Source organism: Streptomyces sp. NPDC007157 (assembly GCF_040634235.1).
Lineage (GTDB): Bacteria > Actinomycetota > Actinomycetes > Streptomycetales > Streptomycetaceae > Streptomyces.
Map to the genome: position 1 here is coordinate 1 of NZ_JBEYFE010000048.1, position 15443 is coordinate 15443.

The window sequence follows — 15443 nt, forward strand, 5'->3', positions numbered from 1 at the left end:
GCCCCGCGCCCAACCCCGCCCCCCGCTGCCCCCTACCCGCACCAACCCCCCCACCCCCCCCCCCGCGGGGGCCCGCCCGGCCCCCCCACGGCGAACCCCGCACCGCTGACTCGCAGACCAGCCGCTGATACGACGCGACAGATCTCCGGGGGCACAGTCATGCCCCGGCCGCTCCGTTGCCCCGCGATGAACGGCCTTTGCCTGGACGCAGACCGCCCGGAGCGCCGTCCGAACCGCATTGAGGCCAGCCGGGCCATCCTGCTGGTCGAACCTCTCCCGCGGCCAAGAGCCTGCGACTCGTTCTCCCATCCTCTTGAGGAAGCCCGCACCCATGCACCTCCCCAAAACCTCCCTTTCCGTGACCGCAGCGGTCATCGCCTCCACGCTGGGCATCGCCGCGTATCAGTACGTACCTGATGAAAGCCCAAGCTCGAACTCCGGCAAGGCCTCGGTCGTCCAGAACGACGCCGGAGGCGCCGCAGCCGAGCCGTCGGTGCCCGCTCCCGCCACACCGCGGGCGACGGTTCAGTCGCGACCGGAGTTCCCCGCCCAACTGCCCGGACTCGGCCCCAAGACGTTGGCCCAACTCCCGCAGAACACCCGGCAGATCCTTCTCGTCACGGGAGCCGGGAAGAACTCGGCGTCCGCGAAAGTCGTTCTCTGGCAACGTGTCGACGGCGGCTGGCGTCCCGGGGCGGTGTGGGCCGCGCACAACGGCTACAAGGGCTGGACCGATGAACATTACGCGGGCGACCTGCACAGCCCCATAGGGGTGTTCGGTCTCACCGACGCCGGCGGCCGCCTCGCCGACCCCGGCAGCAAACTGCCGTATCACCAGTCGGGCGCCTTCTACACCAACGACGTCGGCCTGGAGGGCGAGTCACTCCAGGGAGTCTTCGACTACGTCATTGCCATCAACTACAACCGCCGGCCAGGCACATCACCCATGGACGGCACCGAGCCCATGGGCAAGAACCGGGGCGGGGGCATATGGATCCACGTCGACCACGGCGGCCCCACGCACGCCTGCATCAGCATCTCCAAGGCTCACATGAAGCAGCTGCTGCGCACGCTTGATCCCGCCGACCACCCCGTCGTGGTCATGGGCGACGCGGCCTCCCTCGCACGATGACGATCCCCAGGTCCACAGGAGCAATCGTGTCCTCCCTCTCCCGCCTCACCGTGATCGCCCTTGCGGCAGCCGGGGCGTCGGTCCTCTGCGCCTGCGCGGGCCCGGACTCCGGTACCGCACCCTCCGCGCAGGGAACAGCGCATTCCGAGCAGCGGGCCGCAACCGCCTTCCGGCTCACCACCGGCGCTGCCGACGGAGAGCGGCACGCGTCCGCCGGTAGCGCCGGCGACGTCGAAGTCGCCGGCGGGAAGATCTCATCGGTCGCCCTCACCGCCGGCCAAGGACAACCTGTACGGGGAACCGTGACCGCCGACCACCGCCACTGGTCTCCGGATGCCGATCTCGCGTACGGCACTACGTATCGTCTGGTGGTCCGTGCCGCTGACGAGGCGGGCCGTGCCCGGACGCGGCAACTGTCCTTCACCACACTCGCGAAGGACCAGCGTCTGATCGGTGTCTTCACCCCCGAGGACGGATCGACCGTCGGTGTCGGCATGCCTGTGTCGGTGACCTTCAACAAACCGGTCGACGACAAGGAGGCAGTCGAACGCGGCATACGCGTCAGCGACGACAGCGGTCAGCAGATCGTCGGCCACTGGTTCGGCGACCAGCGCCTGGACCTGCGCCCGCAGACGTACTGGAAGGCGCACACCCGCGTCACATTGAGCCTGCACCTGAACGGCGTGAAGGGCGCCGCAGATGCGTACGGCACCCAGGACAAGACCGTCCGTTTCACCATCGGCCGCCGGCAGGTCTCCACCGTCGACGCCGCCTCCCACATGATGCGCGTGGTCCGTGACGGCCGGACGGTCCGCACCGTCCCGATCACCTCCGGCGCGCCCGGCCGCACCACCTACAACGGGCAGATGGTGATCTCCGAGAAGCTCAAGTCCACGCGGATGGACGGCGCGACCGTAGGATACGCCGGAGAATATGACATACCGGACGTCCCGCACGCCATGCGCCTGTCCACCTCCGGCACCTTCATCCACGGCAACTACTGGGCCCCTGACTCCGTCTTCGGGCACTCCGACGTGAGTCACGGCTGCGTGGGCCTGGACGACGTCCGCGGCGGCGGCGACCCCACCCAGGACGCTGCCTGGTTCTACGACAACTCGCTCATCGGCGACGTGGTCATCGTCGAGCACTCCCATGACCACACCATCGCCCCCGACAACGGCCTCAACGGCTGGAACATGTCCTGGCAACAGTGGAAGACCGGATCGGCTCTCGGGTAGACCATCCAACGAGTGCCACGCTCGCACCGGTCGAGGGCGTCGTCAGGCCCCGGTCTCGTGGAACCATTCGCGCAGACGCTGCAGAAGTCTCTCCGGCTGCTCCTCGGCCATCCAGTGGCCCGAATCCTCGACTGCCCGGACGGTGACGTGCTCGGCGACCTCCGAGAGCATTTTCTCGGCGATGGGCAGGAAGAAGCTGGCGGTCCCGCCGAGTCCGAGAACGGGCATCCTGCGCTTGCCTTTCCCGCCAGCACGCGCCATTTGCCCTCCGCGTCCTTCTCGAAGGCCCTGAACAGTTGGAGGCCCGCCCGCATGGCTCCGGGCTGCGTGTAGTCAGCGACGTAGCGTTCGGCGTCCGCGATCGAGATGGCGTCGGGGTTCGCGCTCAGCCTGACGTAGAACGAGCGCAGGTAGGGGAACTCGTGACCCGCGATCAGCAAGTCGGCGGCGTTGTCTGCCGCGCCGTGCATGTGGAAGTGCTAGTGCTCTGACCGGGAAGGTTCGCCGGGTTGGTGGTCGTGGCGGTTGGATGCGTGTGACGTTCGTCCGTCCGATTGTTGGGGGTGTGGTGGCCGAGCCTGTCCGTGTGCGCAGGTTGACCGACCAGGAGGGGCAGAAGCTGCAGCAGATCGTGCGCCGGGGCAGCACCAGTTCGGTGCGCTACCGGCGGGCGATGATGCTGCTGGCCTCGGCCGGCGGGAACCGGGTCCCGGTGATCGCGAAGCTTGTGCAGGCCGACGAGGACACCGTCCGCGACGTGATCCACCGGTTCAACGAGATCGGCCTGGCCTGCTTGGACCCTCGGTGGGCGGGAGGCCGTCCCCGCCTGCTCAGTCCTGACGAGGAGGATTTCGTCGTCCAGACGGCCACCACCCGCCCGACCAAGCTCGGCCAGCCCTTCACCCGCTGGTCCATCCGCAAACTCGCCGCCTACCTGCGGAAAGTGCACGGCCACGTGATCCGGATCGGCCGGGAGGCGTTACGGTGCCTGCTCGCCCGCCGCGGCGTCACTTTCCAGCGCACCAAGACCTGGTAGGAGTCCCCGGACCCTGATCGTGACACCAAGCTCGACCGCATCGAGGACATCTTGGAGCGCTTCCCGGATCGCGTCTTCGCGTTCGACGAGTTCGGCCCACTCGGCATCCGTCCCGCCGCCGGGTCGTGCTGGGCCCCTGCCGGTCACCCCGAGCGGCACCCCGCGACCTACCACCGCACCCACGGCGTCCGCTACTTCCACGGCTGCTACTCCGTCGGCGACGACACCTTGTGGGGCGTCAACCGCGGGAAGAAGGGGGTCGCGAACACCCTGGCGGCACTGAGGTCGATCCGCGCGGCCCGCCCGGACGGCGCCCCGATCTACGTCATCTTGGACAACCTGTCCGCACACAAGGGTGAGGCGATCCGGCGCTGGGCGAGGAAGAACCGGGTCGGGCTGTGCTTCACCCCGACCTATGCGTCCTGGGCCAACCCGATCGAGGCCCACTTCGGGCCGCTGCGGCAGTTCACCATCGCCAACTCCAACCACCGCAACCACACCGTCCAGACCCGGGCCCTGCACGCCTACCTGCGCTGGCGCAACAAGAACGCCCGCCACCCCGACGTCCCCGCCGCCCAGCGGAAGGAACGCGCTCGCATCCGCAGCGAAAAAGGCAACCGCTGGAGCAGCCGTCCCCTCCCCGCCGAGCAGCGTCAGATCCTCAGGTCGAGGGCTGCATGACGACCTGCTCACCCTCTCCGCTCGGCTCCTCGAAGTTGGCCATGTAGCGGTTGAACAGCGTCTCATCCACGGTGACGGAGTTGGCGCCCTCCACGCTGTTGCGTCGCTCAAGGCGACGCTCCAGCGTGGTCCGGTCGGCCTTGAGGTGGACCAGTTCCCAGCGGCAGCCGTGGCTCTCGATCAGCGCCTTGTAGTCGCCGCGGGCGGCGCGACTCCAGAAGCTGTAGTCCACCACTACGTCGCGCCCGGCCAGCATCAGCTCGACCAGCTCCTGCCGCTGCTCGCGGCGGACCTCCTCCTTGAGCTGGTCGAATACCTTGGCTTCCAGGACCAGGCCAGCGTCACGCTGCCCGATTCGTTGCCAGACCACCTCGTCGATCGACAGCCGGGCGAAACCGCGTCGCACCAGCTCCATCGCGTAGGTGGTCTTGCCCGCCCCCGGAAGACCGCACATCAGGACCACCGTGCTCATCTGCTGCGTCACGGAGCCAGGTTAGACCCAAGAACATGCTCGCCTCCGTGGCAACAAGGGGACCCACTCGCAGCGGGCCCACAGCGGCCAACAGACCCGGCGAACCTATGTGGTCAGAGCACCAGATCCTGTTCTCGCTGTACCTGGTCGTCGCGACTGCGCTTTCGTAGCCTTCGGTTCCCGGAATCGAGGGCCTCCGAGACCATGAGGCGAGCGACCACGTCCGGCCAGAGGGAAGCGTAGGCGTAGCCGACCAGCATTCCGAGGTCGTGACTGACGATGGTGATCGGCTTCTGCACACCGAGGTGATGCAGCAGTGCACGGATGTCGCCCGCCATCGTCTGCTTGTCCTACCCGCCTTCGGGTTTCGACGAGCCGACAGTGCCCTTGACATCGGGTGCCACGACGAACAAGCCGTCCTGCTGGAGGGGCTCGATGATGTGGCGCCACTCCCACCAGGTCTGGGGCCAGCCGTGGATCAGTACGACGGTCCGGTCGTCCCCGCCCCTCGCCGGTGATGCGCCCGCAATGTCGGTTGGAGCGGAGACCGTGCCCGCTCCAACCGATGAACCCGCCGCTCAGGCTGGCTTCGGCGCTACTTCGACACAGTCTCAAGGTAGGGAAGTGCTGAGCTTCGCGCGAAGCAACTACGCCTTCCAGGACTTCCGCTTCTTCGGCAAGCGTGGCGACACCACGGCTGCCCGGAGCTGTCCGGCCGGCTGGGCTCCGGCGGGAGCGGCGGCCGCGGGCGCGACCAGGGGGACGACGGTCAGGGCGAGCGCGGGCAGAGCGCACCGCACGTTCTTGATCACGCCAGGGGGTGTACCGGCAGGGGACACCGGGCCGCTTGCTACTCCCCAGTGCTCTCACCCGGGCGGGCCACCGAATTCACCGCAGAAACGATCAGCGAGAACGGGTCGCGGGTGCGACTGAGCGGCTGAGTTGGCCCTTTAGCGCTTGAGTTGGCCCGCCTGAGCGTCGCAGTTGGCCCGCCAGATGGGGTGGACGCTGCTGACCTGGTCATTTCGGGGTTGGCCCGGGTGAAGCTCAGCTGTCGCGTGCTGGGAGGACGACGTTCCGTAGCTATGGCGCTGGAGCAGCACCGAAAGTGGACGGCCGTGACGTCGTCGTCCGCTGCGACAGAGTTGGGGGTACTGCTGCGGAAACCGGGCCAGGAGGTCCGCTGTCCCTCGTCGGTGGACGGTGATCAGCCCAGGACCCCTCCGCCCCGCAGGCCGCTTACGCGGCGCCCAGGAAAGATCCGTCATCGTGCGTCGCGTAGCTGAAGAAGGTATGCCGCAGTCAGCGCAACGGCACGGTCCGCGTCATGCGACAACTCCACGAGGGCCTGTGACGCCCTCATCCCGGGATGCCCCCCAGCGCCTGGGTCCGCCGTCCGCGTGCAGGCGCTTTGGTGGTGTCGTGGGCGAGGCGGTCGACGAGCCTCGTCGCGATCTGATCCGCCGTCGCGGTGTCGCTCGCCAGCACGCTCAGCGCATCGGCTGCATCGGTGTCGTTCCTTCCTTCCACGATCATGTCGATGAGCATCGGGACCGCATCGGCCACACCACGTGCCCCAAGGGCCAGAGCCGCATACCTGCGGACCACGATGTCGGGGTTCGCGAGGGCATCCCGGAGTTGCGCGGTAGCCTCACCGCCGGGCATCTCGGCGAGGGACTGAACGGCGCGTTCCCGCACTGCGGGCGCCGGTGAGCCGAGGCCCTTCGACAGCAGTGCCGTGCCGCGGTCGCCCGATCGCGCCAGCGCCCATCGGAGGGCCCCGGCGACGTTCGGCTCCCTCTCGCTCAGTGCCGCCTCGACCAGGGCCTCCACCGGCACCGGAACCTCGTCAACCGAGGAAAGGGCCGCGCGCTGGCGCGTATCGGCGCTCTTCGACCCCAGTGCCTGGAGGAGCGAAACGACCTGGAGGACGCCCTCCCAGCCGGCGGGATCCGCGGCATCGATCCGGCGCAGCCGCGTGAGCAGCTCGGTCTCCGCCGCGATGCGTTCGCGCGTCTGACGGATGAGGTCGTCGACGAGCGCTGAGGGCGTGAAGCTGGGGTCGTCGAGCGCGCGTCCGGTCTCACGCAGCGACAGACCCAGCGACCGCAGGCTCTCGATAATGGAAGATCCGCCGGATATCCTCCCCGGAGTACTCCCGGTAGCCGGAGCCGGTACGACCCGAAGGACGCACCAGACCGAGCGACTCGTAATGCCGGAGCATGCGGGCACTGACCCCGGACCGCCGCGCCACCTCACCGATCAACACGTCCTATCGTCCCTCCTGGCCAGACCCGCCGAGGGCCACGACGCGCTTCGCCTCCTCGATCGCGAACTCGAATCCGGCGTCCGAACGCATCCCCGCCACCTTCGTCTATGCCGGAATCGACATCGAACGCAGCGGCCTGCTGACCGGCACACGAGGCGCGCAGATCGCCTGTCGCTTCACCCTCATCCCCACACACCCCGCCCCCTGGCCCACGAGATCGGGGACTCGGCCGGGCTCCGGGTAACTTACGGGATGTCGCACACACGGGCTGTACATACTGCGACGCTCAAGTCCCTGTGATCTGACGGAACTCGGGGTCTCGGCGCAGCGTGCTGAAGTAGTCGTCCAAGTGCCCGTGAACGACATTGATACCTCCGCGGTCGCGTAGCGTTCGTAGTTCAGTGAGTGCTTCGTCGCGGCGGCCAGCCATGGCATAGACCGAGGCCAGGTTGTAAGCAATATCGGTAATCTCGTAGTTGGCTGTAGCGTGCCGCCTGGCCAGTTGCAGATCCGCCTCCGCTTGGTCGTACCTGCCGAGGCGTTTTGCCATCGCCCCTCGGTAGGTGAACAGCCGAGCAGTGCTATTCGGAACAGCATCATCTGGCAGCAGGGCAATCGCATCGTTGTACGCCCGCCACGCAGCTAGGTCGGACGGCGGCCCTCCCCGGGTATTCGCATGCGCCACACCCCTTACGTAATGAACCTCCCAGTCCGCGTCGACTTGGCTTACGTACCTGTCGAAGTGCTCCGCCGCCTCTGCCCACCGCCGCTCAGAGACCACAAGCAGCACCAACACCGCCGCCAGCAACTGCGTGGGAGTGAGAACGTGGGCGGGGTCGATCGTCGATCCGGACTCGCGGGTGCGGTTCGTCTGCTGGTCGGCCACCATTCCATGATGCGCGTTGCTGGGCCCTCCACGAGGACAAAACACCGAACCAAGCTGCTGGTCCAGTACGGAGTGGCTGAGGGGGAGCGGACCGCCGGCAGTCCCGCATCACTCGGGCTCCCGATCGGCCAGATGGCGATCGACGCTCGTGGGGGCTCACTCAACGTTATGAGTTGCGGGCCTCGCCGAGAATACGCGACACCTCAACATGCGAGCTCACCAGTCCCGAGGCCGAGAACCAGCAGATCCGCAGGGCCGGCCGGAAGCAGGCGCGGCAGAGCGGCCCGTTCTCGGTGCGTCTCCCGACGGGCCGGACCCGGTCGCAGACGACGCAGGTCAGCCGGTCGCCTTCATAAGGCATGCAGACCGAACACAACGGGGTCCCGTCCGGGCGGCGGGTCGCGATCGTCCGGCTCTGTCCGCAGCGTCCGCAGGCCGTGGCACCAGCCTTGCGGTAACACGGCAGGCGGCAGCGCAGATCGTCGAGAACATGGGTGAGGGGCCGGGCCTCGCCGGAGCGGCGGCAAGCCGGGGCGGTGACAGCAACGCCGGCGTCGGCCAGCGCGGTGATCAGACGGGCGGGGGTGGTCGAGCATCGTCCGAGACCAAAGGCTTGACGCCCTTCAAATCATGTATCAGATGCAATACCGCGCAGTTCGTTTGCCATCAGGGACGCGAACGACGGCGCTCGGCTCGTTCGACGAGAGCTCGCCGATCACTCGATGGAGCTACAAGCCATGAGTTCCACGCCGACATCCCGGACATGTTCGCTATGTTCAGCCGCAGGTCATAGCCCCTCCGCGGATGCCCTCGGCCGGAAAAGTCCAGGATCACTCACCACCGGCCCAGGATCGTCGAACGGCACAGGCGCCTCATCGATCTCATGCTTGAGGAGGGTCTCCTCCCCAAGCAGATCTGGGTCCGCCTCATCGACGACCACGACATCGCCATCGGCTTCAGGCTCGCCCCCATCGTCTACTACGCCCACGAGTGGCATCTCGCCAAGAGCCGCGTCGTGGACGCAAGCTTCCCAGCCCTCAATGTGTGAGCCGGGACGCGATAGTTGGAACCGGTGCCGCGATCGAAGCCAGCCAGCCCTCCACGACTCGCCGATCCTGGCGAAAGTGGCGGGCGAACACCTGGTTCCATCTCTCATACCTGGACGCCCTGAACCATTACGCGGCCCTGTGTGACTCCTCCTCCACCACGGCGACGTCCTGACCGAGAAGATCGATTCCGGCGCCGGCATGCGCTGACACAAGAAAAGCAACAGCACTTATATAAGCACTGTTAGAATGCGCCTCATGGCCGACCCTCATGCACTCGACCCGACGCGGCAGAGCCTCTGGCGCCCTCTGCGCCTGCTCCAGGCGTCCATGGACGCCGACATCGCCCAGATCTACTCCGAGCGGCAGATCGACGGGCTCAAGCCGAGCTTCGTCATGGAGCTGCTCCGGCTCCATGCCTGTGGCCCCATGACCATCGCGGAACTGGCCGAGTCGGTTCAGCGCACGCATTCGGCGCTCAGCCAGAAAGTCGCAGCGATGCGCAAGGCCGGCTGGGTCCAGACCGTCGTGGGCGACGACGCACGCACCAAGAAGGTGACGCTCACCGACAAGGCTCGTCACGTCATCGACCGGCTGGCGGCTGAATGGCGGGCCACCGAAGCCGCCGTCGCTGACCTGGAAGCCGAGGTTCCCTACCCCCTCTCCCGAGTTGTCACCGATATCGAGCGGGCTCTGCAGCGTAAAAACTTCCACGACCGGATCGCCGAGAAGCTGGCGGAGGATCCCGCATGGGGCTGAAACGCACGCTGCTCGATGTGACTCCGTTACGGTCGTCACCACCGTTCCGGCGGTTGTGGGTCGGTCAGACTCTGTCCGGTTTCGGCGGCCAGATGACGCTCGTCGCTGTGATGTTCCAGATCTGGCAGATGACGGAGAGCCCCACGTGGACGGGTGCCGTCGGGCTGGCCCAGGCGGTTCCGCTCGTCGCGCTCGGGCTGTTCGCCGGGTCGCTCGTCGACCGAGTGGACCGCCGGAAGTTCTACCTGCTCACGATCAGCGGACAAGCCGCGTGTTCGCTCCTCCTCGCGCTCCAAGGCTTCCTCGGGCACGTTCCTGCCGCTGGCGTTCTGGGGCTGGTCGCACTTCAGTCCTGTTTCGGCGCAGGCAGCGGCCCCGCCTCGCGCACCTTCATTCCGCACCTCCTGCCCAAGCACCAACTGGCCGCGGGTCTGGCGCTAAGACGCATCGCCTTCCAGGGCGCCATGCTGCTCGGTCCCGCACTGAGCGGACTGATCGTGGGCGGGCTGGGAGTCGGCGCCTGCTACCTGATCGACGCCCTGACCTTCATCGCCGCGCTCTACGGTGCGTTCGGCTTGCCGGAGATGGCCCCCGAGGACGAGCCCGCACGGCCCGGCCTGCGCGGAGTGCTGGACGGTCTGGCCTTCCTGGCGCGCACTCCCGTCATCCGCGGGGCCCTGCTCACCGACCTGGCCACCACCGTGCTGTCGATGCCCATCAGTCTGTTCCCCCTGATCAACGCCGAACGATTCGACGGCAACCCCCGCACTCTCGGACTGTTCCTCACGGCCATCGCCGTCGGTGGCGTTGCAGCGTCGCTGTTCTCCGGAACCTTCACGCGGCTCCCCCGCCCCGGCCTGGTCATGCTCGGCGGATCCGCCGCCTGGGGTGCATGGTTGACGCTGTTCGGACTGTCGCCCAACCGATGGATCGGTTTGGCCTTCCTCGTCATAGCCGGCGCCGCCGACACCGTCTCCGTCGTCTCCCGGAGCACCGTCGTCCAGATGCACACACCTCACGAGCTACTTGGCCGCGTCAGTGCAGCTGAACAGATCGTCGGGCAAGCCGGGCCCGACATCGGCAACATGCGCGGCGGTCTCGTCGCGGACGCCACCTCGGGAGCAGCAGCCCTCGTCAGCGGTGGCCTGCTATGCCTGGGTGCCGTCGTCTTGGTGGGCGCCGCCACGGCGGACCTGCGCCGTTCCTCCGCACCACCCCATCCGCACACCGCCACAGCCAGCCCATGAGCCTCGCTCCGAGGCGCAGCCACTGGTTCCAACTCTCGTGACCATGTTCCAACTCTCGCGTCCCGGCTCAATGTGTGGCCTGGGCCACTCAAACTTCGATGGCACGCGCTCAAAGTTCGCTGTCACAGGACAACCTGCCCGGTCCGGTGTGCGGTGTCGGCCCTGTGCGGGCCTCTCGCGCGGGCGCGATCTTCACGACATACTCACCGCCATGAGTTCTGCGAGCGGTGAGGACAGGCCGCCGGATCCCACCACGGCGCATGCGGGCTCGCTGCCGCACGTCATGCAGTGCGAACAGGGCGCCGCGTGGCTGGTGACCGTCGTCGGCGCCTTCGACCTGGACTCAGTCCTCGTACTGTCGGCGGCGCTGGAGACCGGAGCTCGGACCCACTCCAAGGTGGTGGTGGATGCCGCCGGCCTCACATTCGCGGATTCGTCCGTCCTGAACCTGCTGCTGCACTTCCATCGGACGGCCGTGCTGCGGGTGGCCAGGCCCGCGCCGCCGATTGCGAGGGTTCTGGAACTGACGGGAGCGGACACCGTCCTGGATGTCCGGCCGACGGTGGAGGACGCGCTCGCCTGGTGACAGGCATGCCAGGCACCGGTGGAGATCGTAGGCTGAGGGGGCTCGGGGCCTGCCATGCGTGCCGCCTTTCGTCGGTTCGCCGCCGGCCGGGTCTGGTCGGCGTAGACGGGGCCGCACGCCGACGCTGGCGCGCCCCGTAGGGTGACCTGATGTTCGATCGTTTGGAGATCAAGGTGCTGCCGCCGGGACCCCGGTTCCCTGCCCAGTTGCGGTTCTGGGTCAACGGCGAGGACGTGGTCGAAGAGGCGGTCGGCCAATGCGGCCGCGGACCGTACGCGACTGATGCGCTGCCGACCGACTGTCCCAGCCCCCTCCGGGCGACCGGCGAGGCACGCCGCCTGGAGCTGGGGGAACCGGACTGCACCGGTGGCTGCTGCGGCTTCCTGACCGTGGTCGTCCAGCGGTTCGGGGAGATCGTGCAGTGGTCGGACTGGGAGGTTCCGAGGGCGGCGCCCACCCCCATGCCCCACCCCCCGCCGGAGCTCCACTTCGATGCGAGTCAGTACGACGCCGAAGTGGCTCGCGCCGAGGCGGACCGCTGGTGGCAGGAGCACCCGTAGCCCAGCACGGCAGACCCCCCGACTACGGGCGCTTGCTGGCCCCGCGTCCTTCTTCCACAAGGGTGCCCGCATGGACTTTGACCTCGCCCCACCAACCGGCGTTGGCCCGTTGTGGATCGGTGGGACTCGGCAATTGGCCAACGCGGCGCTGGACTCACTCCGCGATCTCTCCGCGGTCTCGGCGTCCGACCGTCCGGGGCAGCACGTCTTCCGTCCCAGTGGACTGATGATCAGCATCCACTGCACGCGAGACATACTCGAAGCCATCGAGCTCGGGAGGCCGTCGACTCAGACGGACCGAGTCGTCTTCCGGGGGCTGGACGTGTTCGCGCTCCCGGCCCGCTAGCTGGTGCAACGCATGGGCGAGTACACCTCGATCGAGGCAGACCCTGACGATCCAGCGTCCTTCGTCGCCTCTGACCTGCTCCTGAGCTTCTGGCGCCCGTTCGCGGCGAACGACGAGCCGGAGGAAGAGCAGGGCTATTTCTTCAGCTCGGTTCTGCTGGCGCGGCCTGGCTACTACGACACCCCTACTCAGGCTGCGGAGCGACGCCAGCAGAGTTCGTGACGGGCCCGTCAGGAGGCCAGTAGGACTCGTTTCCGCAGGAGGCCGAAGCCAGCCCGACCGTACATCTGGCGCTTGATCATTTTGATTCGATTGACGTGGCCCTCAACGACGCCGGAGCTCCAGGGCAGTGTGAGGCCGGCGGTGACGGCGGCGAGATCTCGTTCGAGGCCGTTGACGAAGGTGTGGAGGCTTGGCAGGTCGTCGGCGCGGACGGCCTTGATCCACTGCGGGAGCTGGTCGCCCTGGAGCTGGGTGAGCATCTTCCCGAACGCGCGGACGTGCCCGGTGAGGGCCTCCAGTTCGGGGCAGCCGACCAGGACGGACTTGAGCTTCAAGCGTTCGCCCTCCGGCAGGGTGTCGGGGTGAGTCAGGATCCAGCCGGTGACGGTGCGTGGGGACGGCGGACGGGCTGCCGGTGTGGTCGTGGTTGTGCGGAACGGCCGGAGGTAGGCGCGGACGGCTCCGTAACCGCCAGCGTAGCCGTGCGTCTTACTCTCTTCCCAGAGCGTCCAGGCGTTCGTGCAGCCCTCGGCCCATCGCTCGTGCAGGTAGGGCTTGAAGCCGTCGAGCTTGGTCCTGCGGTTCTGCCATTGCCCCAGGAACAGGTCTTCCGGCCTCGCGGCATCCGCCAGCCGCTGGACGGTTCGATAGGTCATGCCGAGCTGGCGCTGGATCGAGCGTCGACTGTGGCCTGCGGCCAGCAGCGTGTGGACGGTGGCGTGCCTGGCGCGGGTGCGGTCGGCGAACCGGTGCCTGGTGGGCCACGGCGACCCGCTCTCGGTCGGTGCCGGAGCCGGCGCCGAATTGGCGAAGATCGCGCGGAGACACGAGCGGTGGCGGGAGACGCACCGCTCGACCGCTTCACCGAGGTTGCGCCAGAGGTGGAACCGGTCGGCGACTTGGACCGCGGTGGCCCCGGTCCTGGCGCCCTCGGCGAAGAACGGGGCACGGTCACGACAGACGACCTCGATCCCCGGGCGCTCGGCCAGCCATGCCGCGACAGTGCCTGCCTCGCGATCCGGCAGTAGATCTACCGGCCTGCGGGTCTCGACGTCGATCAGCACGGTCCCATAGACGCGGCCCTTGCGCATCGCGTACTCGTCAACGCCGACTACGCGTGGGACCGGTGGTTGGGGTTCAGGGAGGGCGTCGACCAGCCGCAGGACCGTGTTCCGGCTGACCCTCGCCCCGAAGACATCGGCCAGCCGGGCACCGGCACGGCCGGCCAGGGCGACGCCGACCTCGGCCAACGCCGACCGCATTCGTTCAGTCCGTTGGCTTTATCGGCGGGTCAGGCCCGCCGACTGCTCGACGAACGTCCGTCGCCCGCAGGAGACGTCCTCGCACCTGAAGCGCCGGACCCGAAGCTGCAGCACCACCCGCCGTCCCGTCACGGGGAAGTCAGCGGGAAACCGCGGGTAAGAGCCGTGCACCCGCCCGGACCAGCTTCCGCTACCCGCGAACAAAGCCAGTAGATAAGTAGAACTTGCCTGACCGTGCCCAGTCCCCGTAGGAAAGCGACATGAAGCCAGCCGCAACCGTTGGGGAATGGGGGAGGCCGACCGCAGCCGTCGCGTCTGCTGCAGGCACCGCAGACGGGACCCGGCCCCCTGCGCGACTTCCAGTGCGCCCTGTACGAGGCATACTTGTCGGCCGGCAGCCCCACCTTCGAGGATCTGGCTGCCGACGCGGCACACATCAGCGACCTCGACCCGCCGCCAGGCCTCGATGCCATCCGTGCCTGTCTGACCGGTGCGCAACTGCCCGCGCAGCGGGCTGATGCAGCAGCCGTCGCCGTGATCCTGGCACGCCGCGCCGGTCGGTACGCGGACGACTTCGTCCTGCTGATCCGCAGCTGTGGTTCAAGGCACGACTCACCACACCCCTGGGCCAGCCGCTGCACACGATCACCGATCCCTTCACCCTCGAGGTCCACCCTGTCATCGACCACCGGGCGGGCCGCTTCCCGCACGACCTGCCCGAGATCACCTCGTGGATCATGCGGCCCCGGGAGACGCTCACCGAAAGCCAGGACGAGCGACTGCTTCAAGCCCGGCTCGCCTGCCCGGACATCACGCGGGCCTGCGATCTCGCTCGGGCGTTCGCTGACATGGTCCGCCACCAGCGCGGATACCTGTTGCTGGAGTGGATCCGGCAGGCCGAGCAGGACGCACCGAAGCCGACGAAGGGCTTCGCCGGTTTCCTCCGCCAGGACCTCGACGCCGTCACCGCCGGCCTCACCCTCGCCTGGAGTTCCGGCGTCGTTGAAGGCCTCGTGAACCGGGTGAAAACCCTCAAGCGAGCCATGTACGGCCGGGCCTCGTTCGAACTCCTCCGCACTCGCATCCTCACTCAGCCGGCGATGCCCCTTCAGCGGGCCTCTGGTGGTGAGGAAGGTTGACGTTCATGCAGGAAAGCCGCAGCCTGGAGGTCATTGGTGACCATCACCTGAGCCAACCTGCCCGCGACTGCGATCACGTTGTCCCAGGCTGGAGCGTCTAGGTAGACCTCGTCCGGGGCGCTGCGCCCTACTTCTTCCTGCACGGTCGAGTAGACCTCGCCCAGCTCCTTCATGAGCACGACTTCCTCCTCGGTCCGCAGGCTCTTGCCCAGCCACGGCGCGGGATCGTCTGCGTTGCAGAAGTCGTCGAACAGTACGGTGACCACGTAGTCCAGGTTTTCGAATTCCTCCGGCCGCAGCCAGACATCGCGCTGCCACGACGGACTCGCAAGGGCGAGAACCGCTGGCACAACATGAAGTCGGAAGACTGGGAACTCAATGCCGTGATCCGTCACGTCGCGAGCCTACTTACAGGGTCAGGGGCACCACCTACTGACCAGTGCGCTGGTCACGGAGCTGCGGACAGAGGCCTGAAATCGGCCAGGGGTGCTCGTCGCCTCAGGCGGTACGACTTTCTACGGAGTGGAGAGCTTCCGGGAGCGTCACGCCCCTCGCTGGGCCG

At 67.7% G+C, this 15443-nt stretch carries 17 protein-coding genes and 5 pseudogenes; 11 read left to right on the plus strand and 11 right to left on the minus strand.

The features are described from left to right. The first annotated feature begins 358 nt into the window (after positions 1-358). The gene (locus ABZ642_RS44655; RefSeq protein WP_360496951.1) at positions 359-1132 is read left to right on the plus strand and encodes a L,D-transpeptidase family protein; all 774 of its coding nucleotides are present in this window, start codon (positions 359-361) and stop codon (positions 1130-1132) included. Positions 1133-1158: 26 nt separating this feature from the next. After that, positions 1159-2370 carry an Ig-like domain-containing protein gene (locus ABZ642_RS44660; RefSeq protein WP_360496954.1) on the plus strand — a complete coding sequence of 404 codons (1212 nt, stop codon included), beginning with the start codon at positions 1159-1161 and terminating at the stop codon, positions 2368-2370. A 42-nt stretch (positions 2371-2412) separates the two neighbouring features. On the opposite strand, the gene ABZ642_RS44665 is transcribed toward ABZ642_RS44660, so the two are convergent. Next, positions 2413-2598 (minus strand): alpha/beta hydrolase, encoded by a 186-nt coding sequence (locus tag ABZ642_RS44665; RefSeq protein ID WP_360496957.1) that lies wholly within the window; start codon positions 2596-2598, stop codon positions 2413-2415. Between the two features lie 340 nt (positions 2599-2938). Here ABZ642_RS44665 and ABZ642_RS44670 point away from each other — a divergent pair. Then, positions 2939-4087: pseudogene (locus ABZ642_RS44670) on the plus strand (IS630 family transposase). On the opposite strand, the gene ABZ642_RS44675 reads toward ABZ642_RS44670, so the two are convergent. From ABZ642_RS44675 to ABZ642_RS44700, 6 genes and pseudogenes are all read right to left on the minus strand, one after another. After that, a complete protein-coding gene (locus ABZ642_RS44675; protein WP_360496960.1) occupies positions 4068-4571 on the minus strand; it encodes an ATP-binding protein in 504 nt (167 codons plus the stop codon). The pseudogene ABZ642_RS44670 and the gene ABZ642_RS44675 overlap by 20 nt on opposite strands. A gap of 101 nt (positions 4572-4672) precedes the next feature. Beyond that, positions 4673-4897 carry a hypothetical protein gene (locus tag ABZ642_RS44680; RefSeq protein WP_360496963.1) on the minus strand — a complete coding sequence of 75 codons (225 nt, stop codon included), beginning with the start codon at positions 4895-4897 and terminating at the stop codon, positions 4673-4675. 12 nt (positions 4898-4909) lie between these two features. Then, positions 4910-5089, minus strand: a complete 180-nt coding sequence (locus ABZ642_RS44685; RefSeq protein ID WP_360497033.1) for an alpha/beta fold hydrolase — start codon at positions 5087-5089, stop codon at positions 4910-4912. A gap of 117 nt (positions 5090-5206) precedes the next feature. Then, positions 5207-5371 (minus strand): hypothetical protein, encoded by a 165-nt coding sequence (locus ABZ642_RS44690; protein WP_360496966.1) that lies wholly within the window; start codon positions 5369-5371, stop codon positions 5207-5209. A 452-nt stretch (positions 5372-5823) separates the two neighbouring features. Then, a pseudogene (locus tag ABZ642_RS44695) lies at positions 5824-6828 on the minus strand (MerR family transcriptional regulator). Positions 6829-6831: 3 nt separating this feature from the next. Continuing rightward, positions 6832-6909, minus strand: a pseudogene (locus ABZ642_RS44700) (HEAT repeat domain-containing protein); the annotation flags it as partial. Between ABZ642_RS44700 and ABZ642_RS44705 the strand changes: the two are divergent. After that, positions 6908-7036 (plus strand): annotated as a pseudogene (locus ABZ642_RS44705) (ATP/GTP-binding protein); the annotation flags it as partial. The pseudogenes ABZ642_RS44700 and ABZ642_RS44705 overlap by 2 nt on opposite strands. 78 nt (positions 7037-7114) lie before the next feature. Here ABZ642_RS44705 and ABZ642_RS44710 read toward each other — a convergent pair. Next, positions 7115-7714, minus strand: coding sequence for a tetratricopeptide repeat protein (locus ABZ642_RS44710; protein ID WP_360496969.1), 600 nt, complete (start codon positions 7712-7714; stop codon positions 7115-7117). Between the two features lie 883 nt (positions 7715-8597). Between ABZ642_RS44710 and ABZ642_RS44715 the strand changes: the two genes are divergently transcribed. From ABZ642_RS44715 to ABZ642_RS44740, 6 genes are all read left to right on the plus strand, one after another. Further along, on the plus strand, positions 8598-8762 hold the full coding sequence (locus tag ABZ642_RS44715; protein WP_360496972.1) for a hypothetical protein: 165 nt from the start codon (positions 8598-8600) through the stop codon (positions 8760-8762). Between the two features lie 256 nt (positions 8763-9018). Next, entirely contained in the window at positions 9019-9519 is a 501-nt protein-coding gene (locus ABZ642_RS44720; protein WP_360496975.1) for a winged helix DNA-binding protein, read from the plus strand. Then, a complete protein-coding gene (locus tag ABZ642_RS44725; protein ID WP_360496978.1) occupies positions 9510-10766 on the plus strand; it encodes an MFS transporter in 1257 nt (418 codons plus the stop codon). Before ABZ642_RS44720 ends, ABZ642_RS44725 begins: the two co-directional genes overlap by 10 nt. A gap of 211 nt (positions 10767-10977) precedes the next feature. Beyond that, positions 10978-11352: an STAS domain-containing protein gene (locus ABZ642_RS44730; protein ID WP_360496981.1), complete on the plus strand. Its 375-nt coding sequence runs from the start codon at positions 10978-10980 to the stop codon at positions 11350-11352. 149 nt (positions 11353-11501) lie between these two features. Then, positions 11502-11912 (plus strand): hypothetical protein, encoded by a 411-nt coding sequence (locus ABZ642_RS44735; protein ID WP_360496984.1) that lies wholly within the window; start codon positions 11502-11504, stop codon positions 11910-11912. Between the two features lie 358 nt (positions 11913-12270). Continuing rightward, positions 12271-12480, plus strand: a complete 210-nt coding sequence (locus tag ABZ642_RS44740; RefSeq protein WP_360496987.1) for a hypothetical protein — start codon at positions 12271-12273, stop codon at positions 12478-12480. 8 nt (positions 12481-12488) lie between these two features. Here ABZ642_RS44740 and ABZ642_RS44745 read toward each other — a convergent pair. After that, positions 12489-13748, minus strand: a pseudogene (locus ABZ642_RS44745) (ISL3 family transposase); the annotation flags it as partial. Between the two features lie 12 nt (positions 13749-13760). Continuing rightward, positions 13761-14177 carry a transposase family protein gene (locus ABZ642_RS44750; RefSeq protein WP_360497035.1) on the minus strand — a complete coding sequence of 139 codons (417 nt, stop codon included), beginning with the start codon at positions 14175-14177 and terminating at the stop codon, positions 13761-13763. Between the two features lie 302 nt (positions 14178-14479). Between ABZ642_RS44750 and ABZ642_RS44755 the strand changes: the two genes are divergently transcribed. Then, positions 14480-14881, plus strand: a complete 402-nt coding sequence (locus ABZ642_RS44755) for a transposase (RefSeq protein WP_360496990.1) — start codon at positions 14480-14482, stop codon at positions 14879-14881. Here ABZ642_RS44755 and ABZ642_RS44760 read toward each other — a convergent pair. Next, complete coding sequence (locus tag ABZ642_RS44760; protein WP_360496993.1) at positions 14851-15276, minus strand: hypothetical protein; 426 nt, start codon at positions 15274-15276, stop codon at positions 14851-14853. The genes ABZ642_RS44755 and ABZ642_RS44760 overlap by 31 nt on opposite strands. Between the last annotated feature and the right edge of the window lie 167 nt (positions 15277-15443).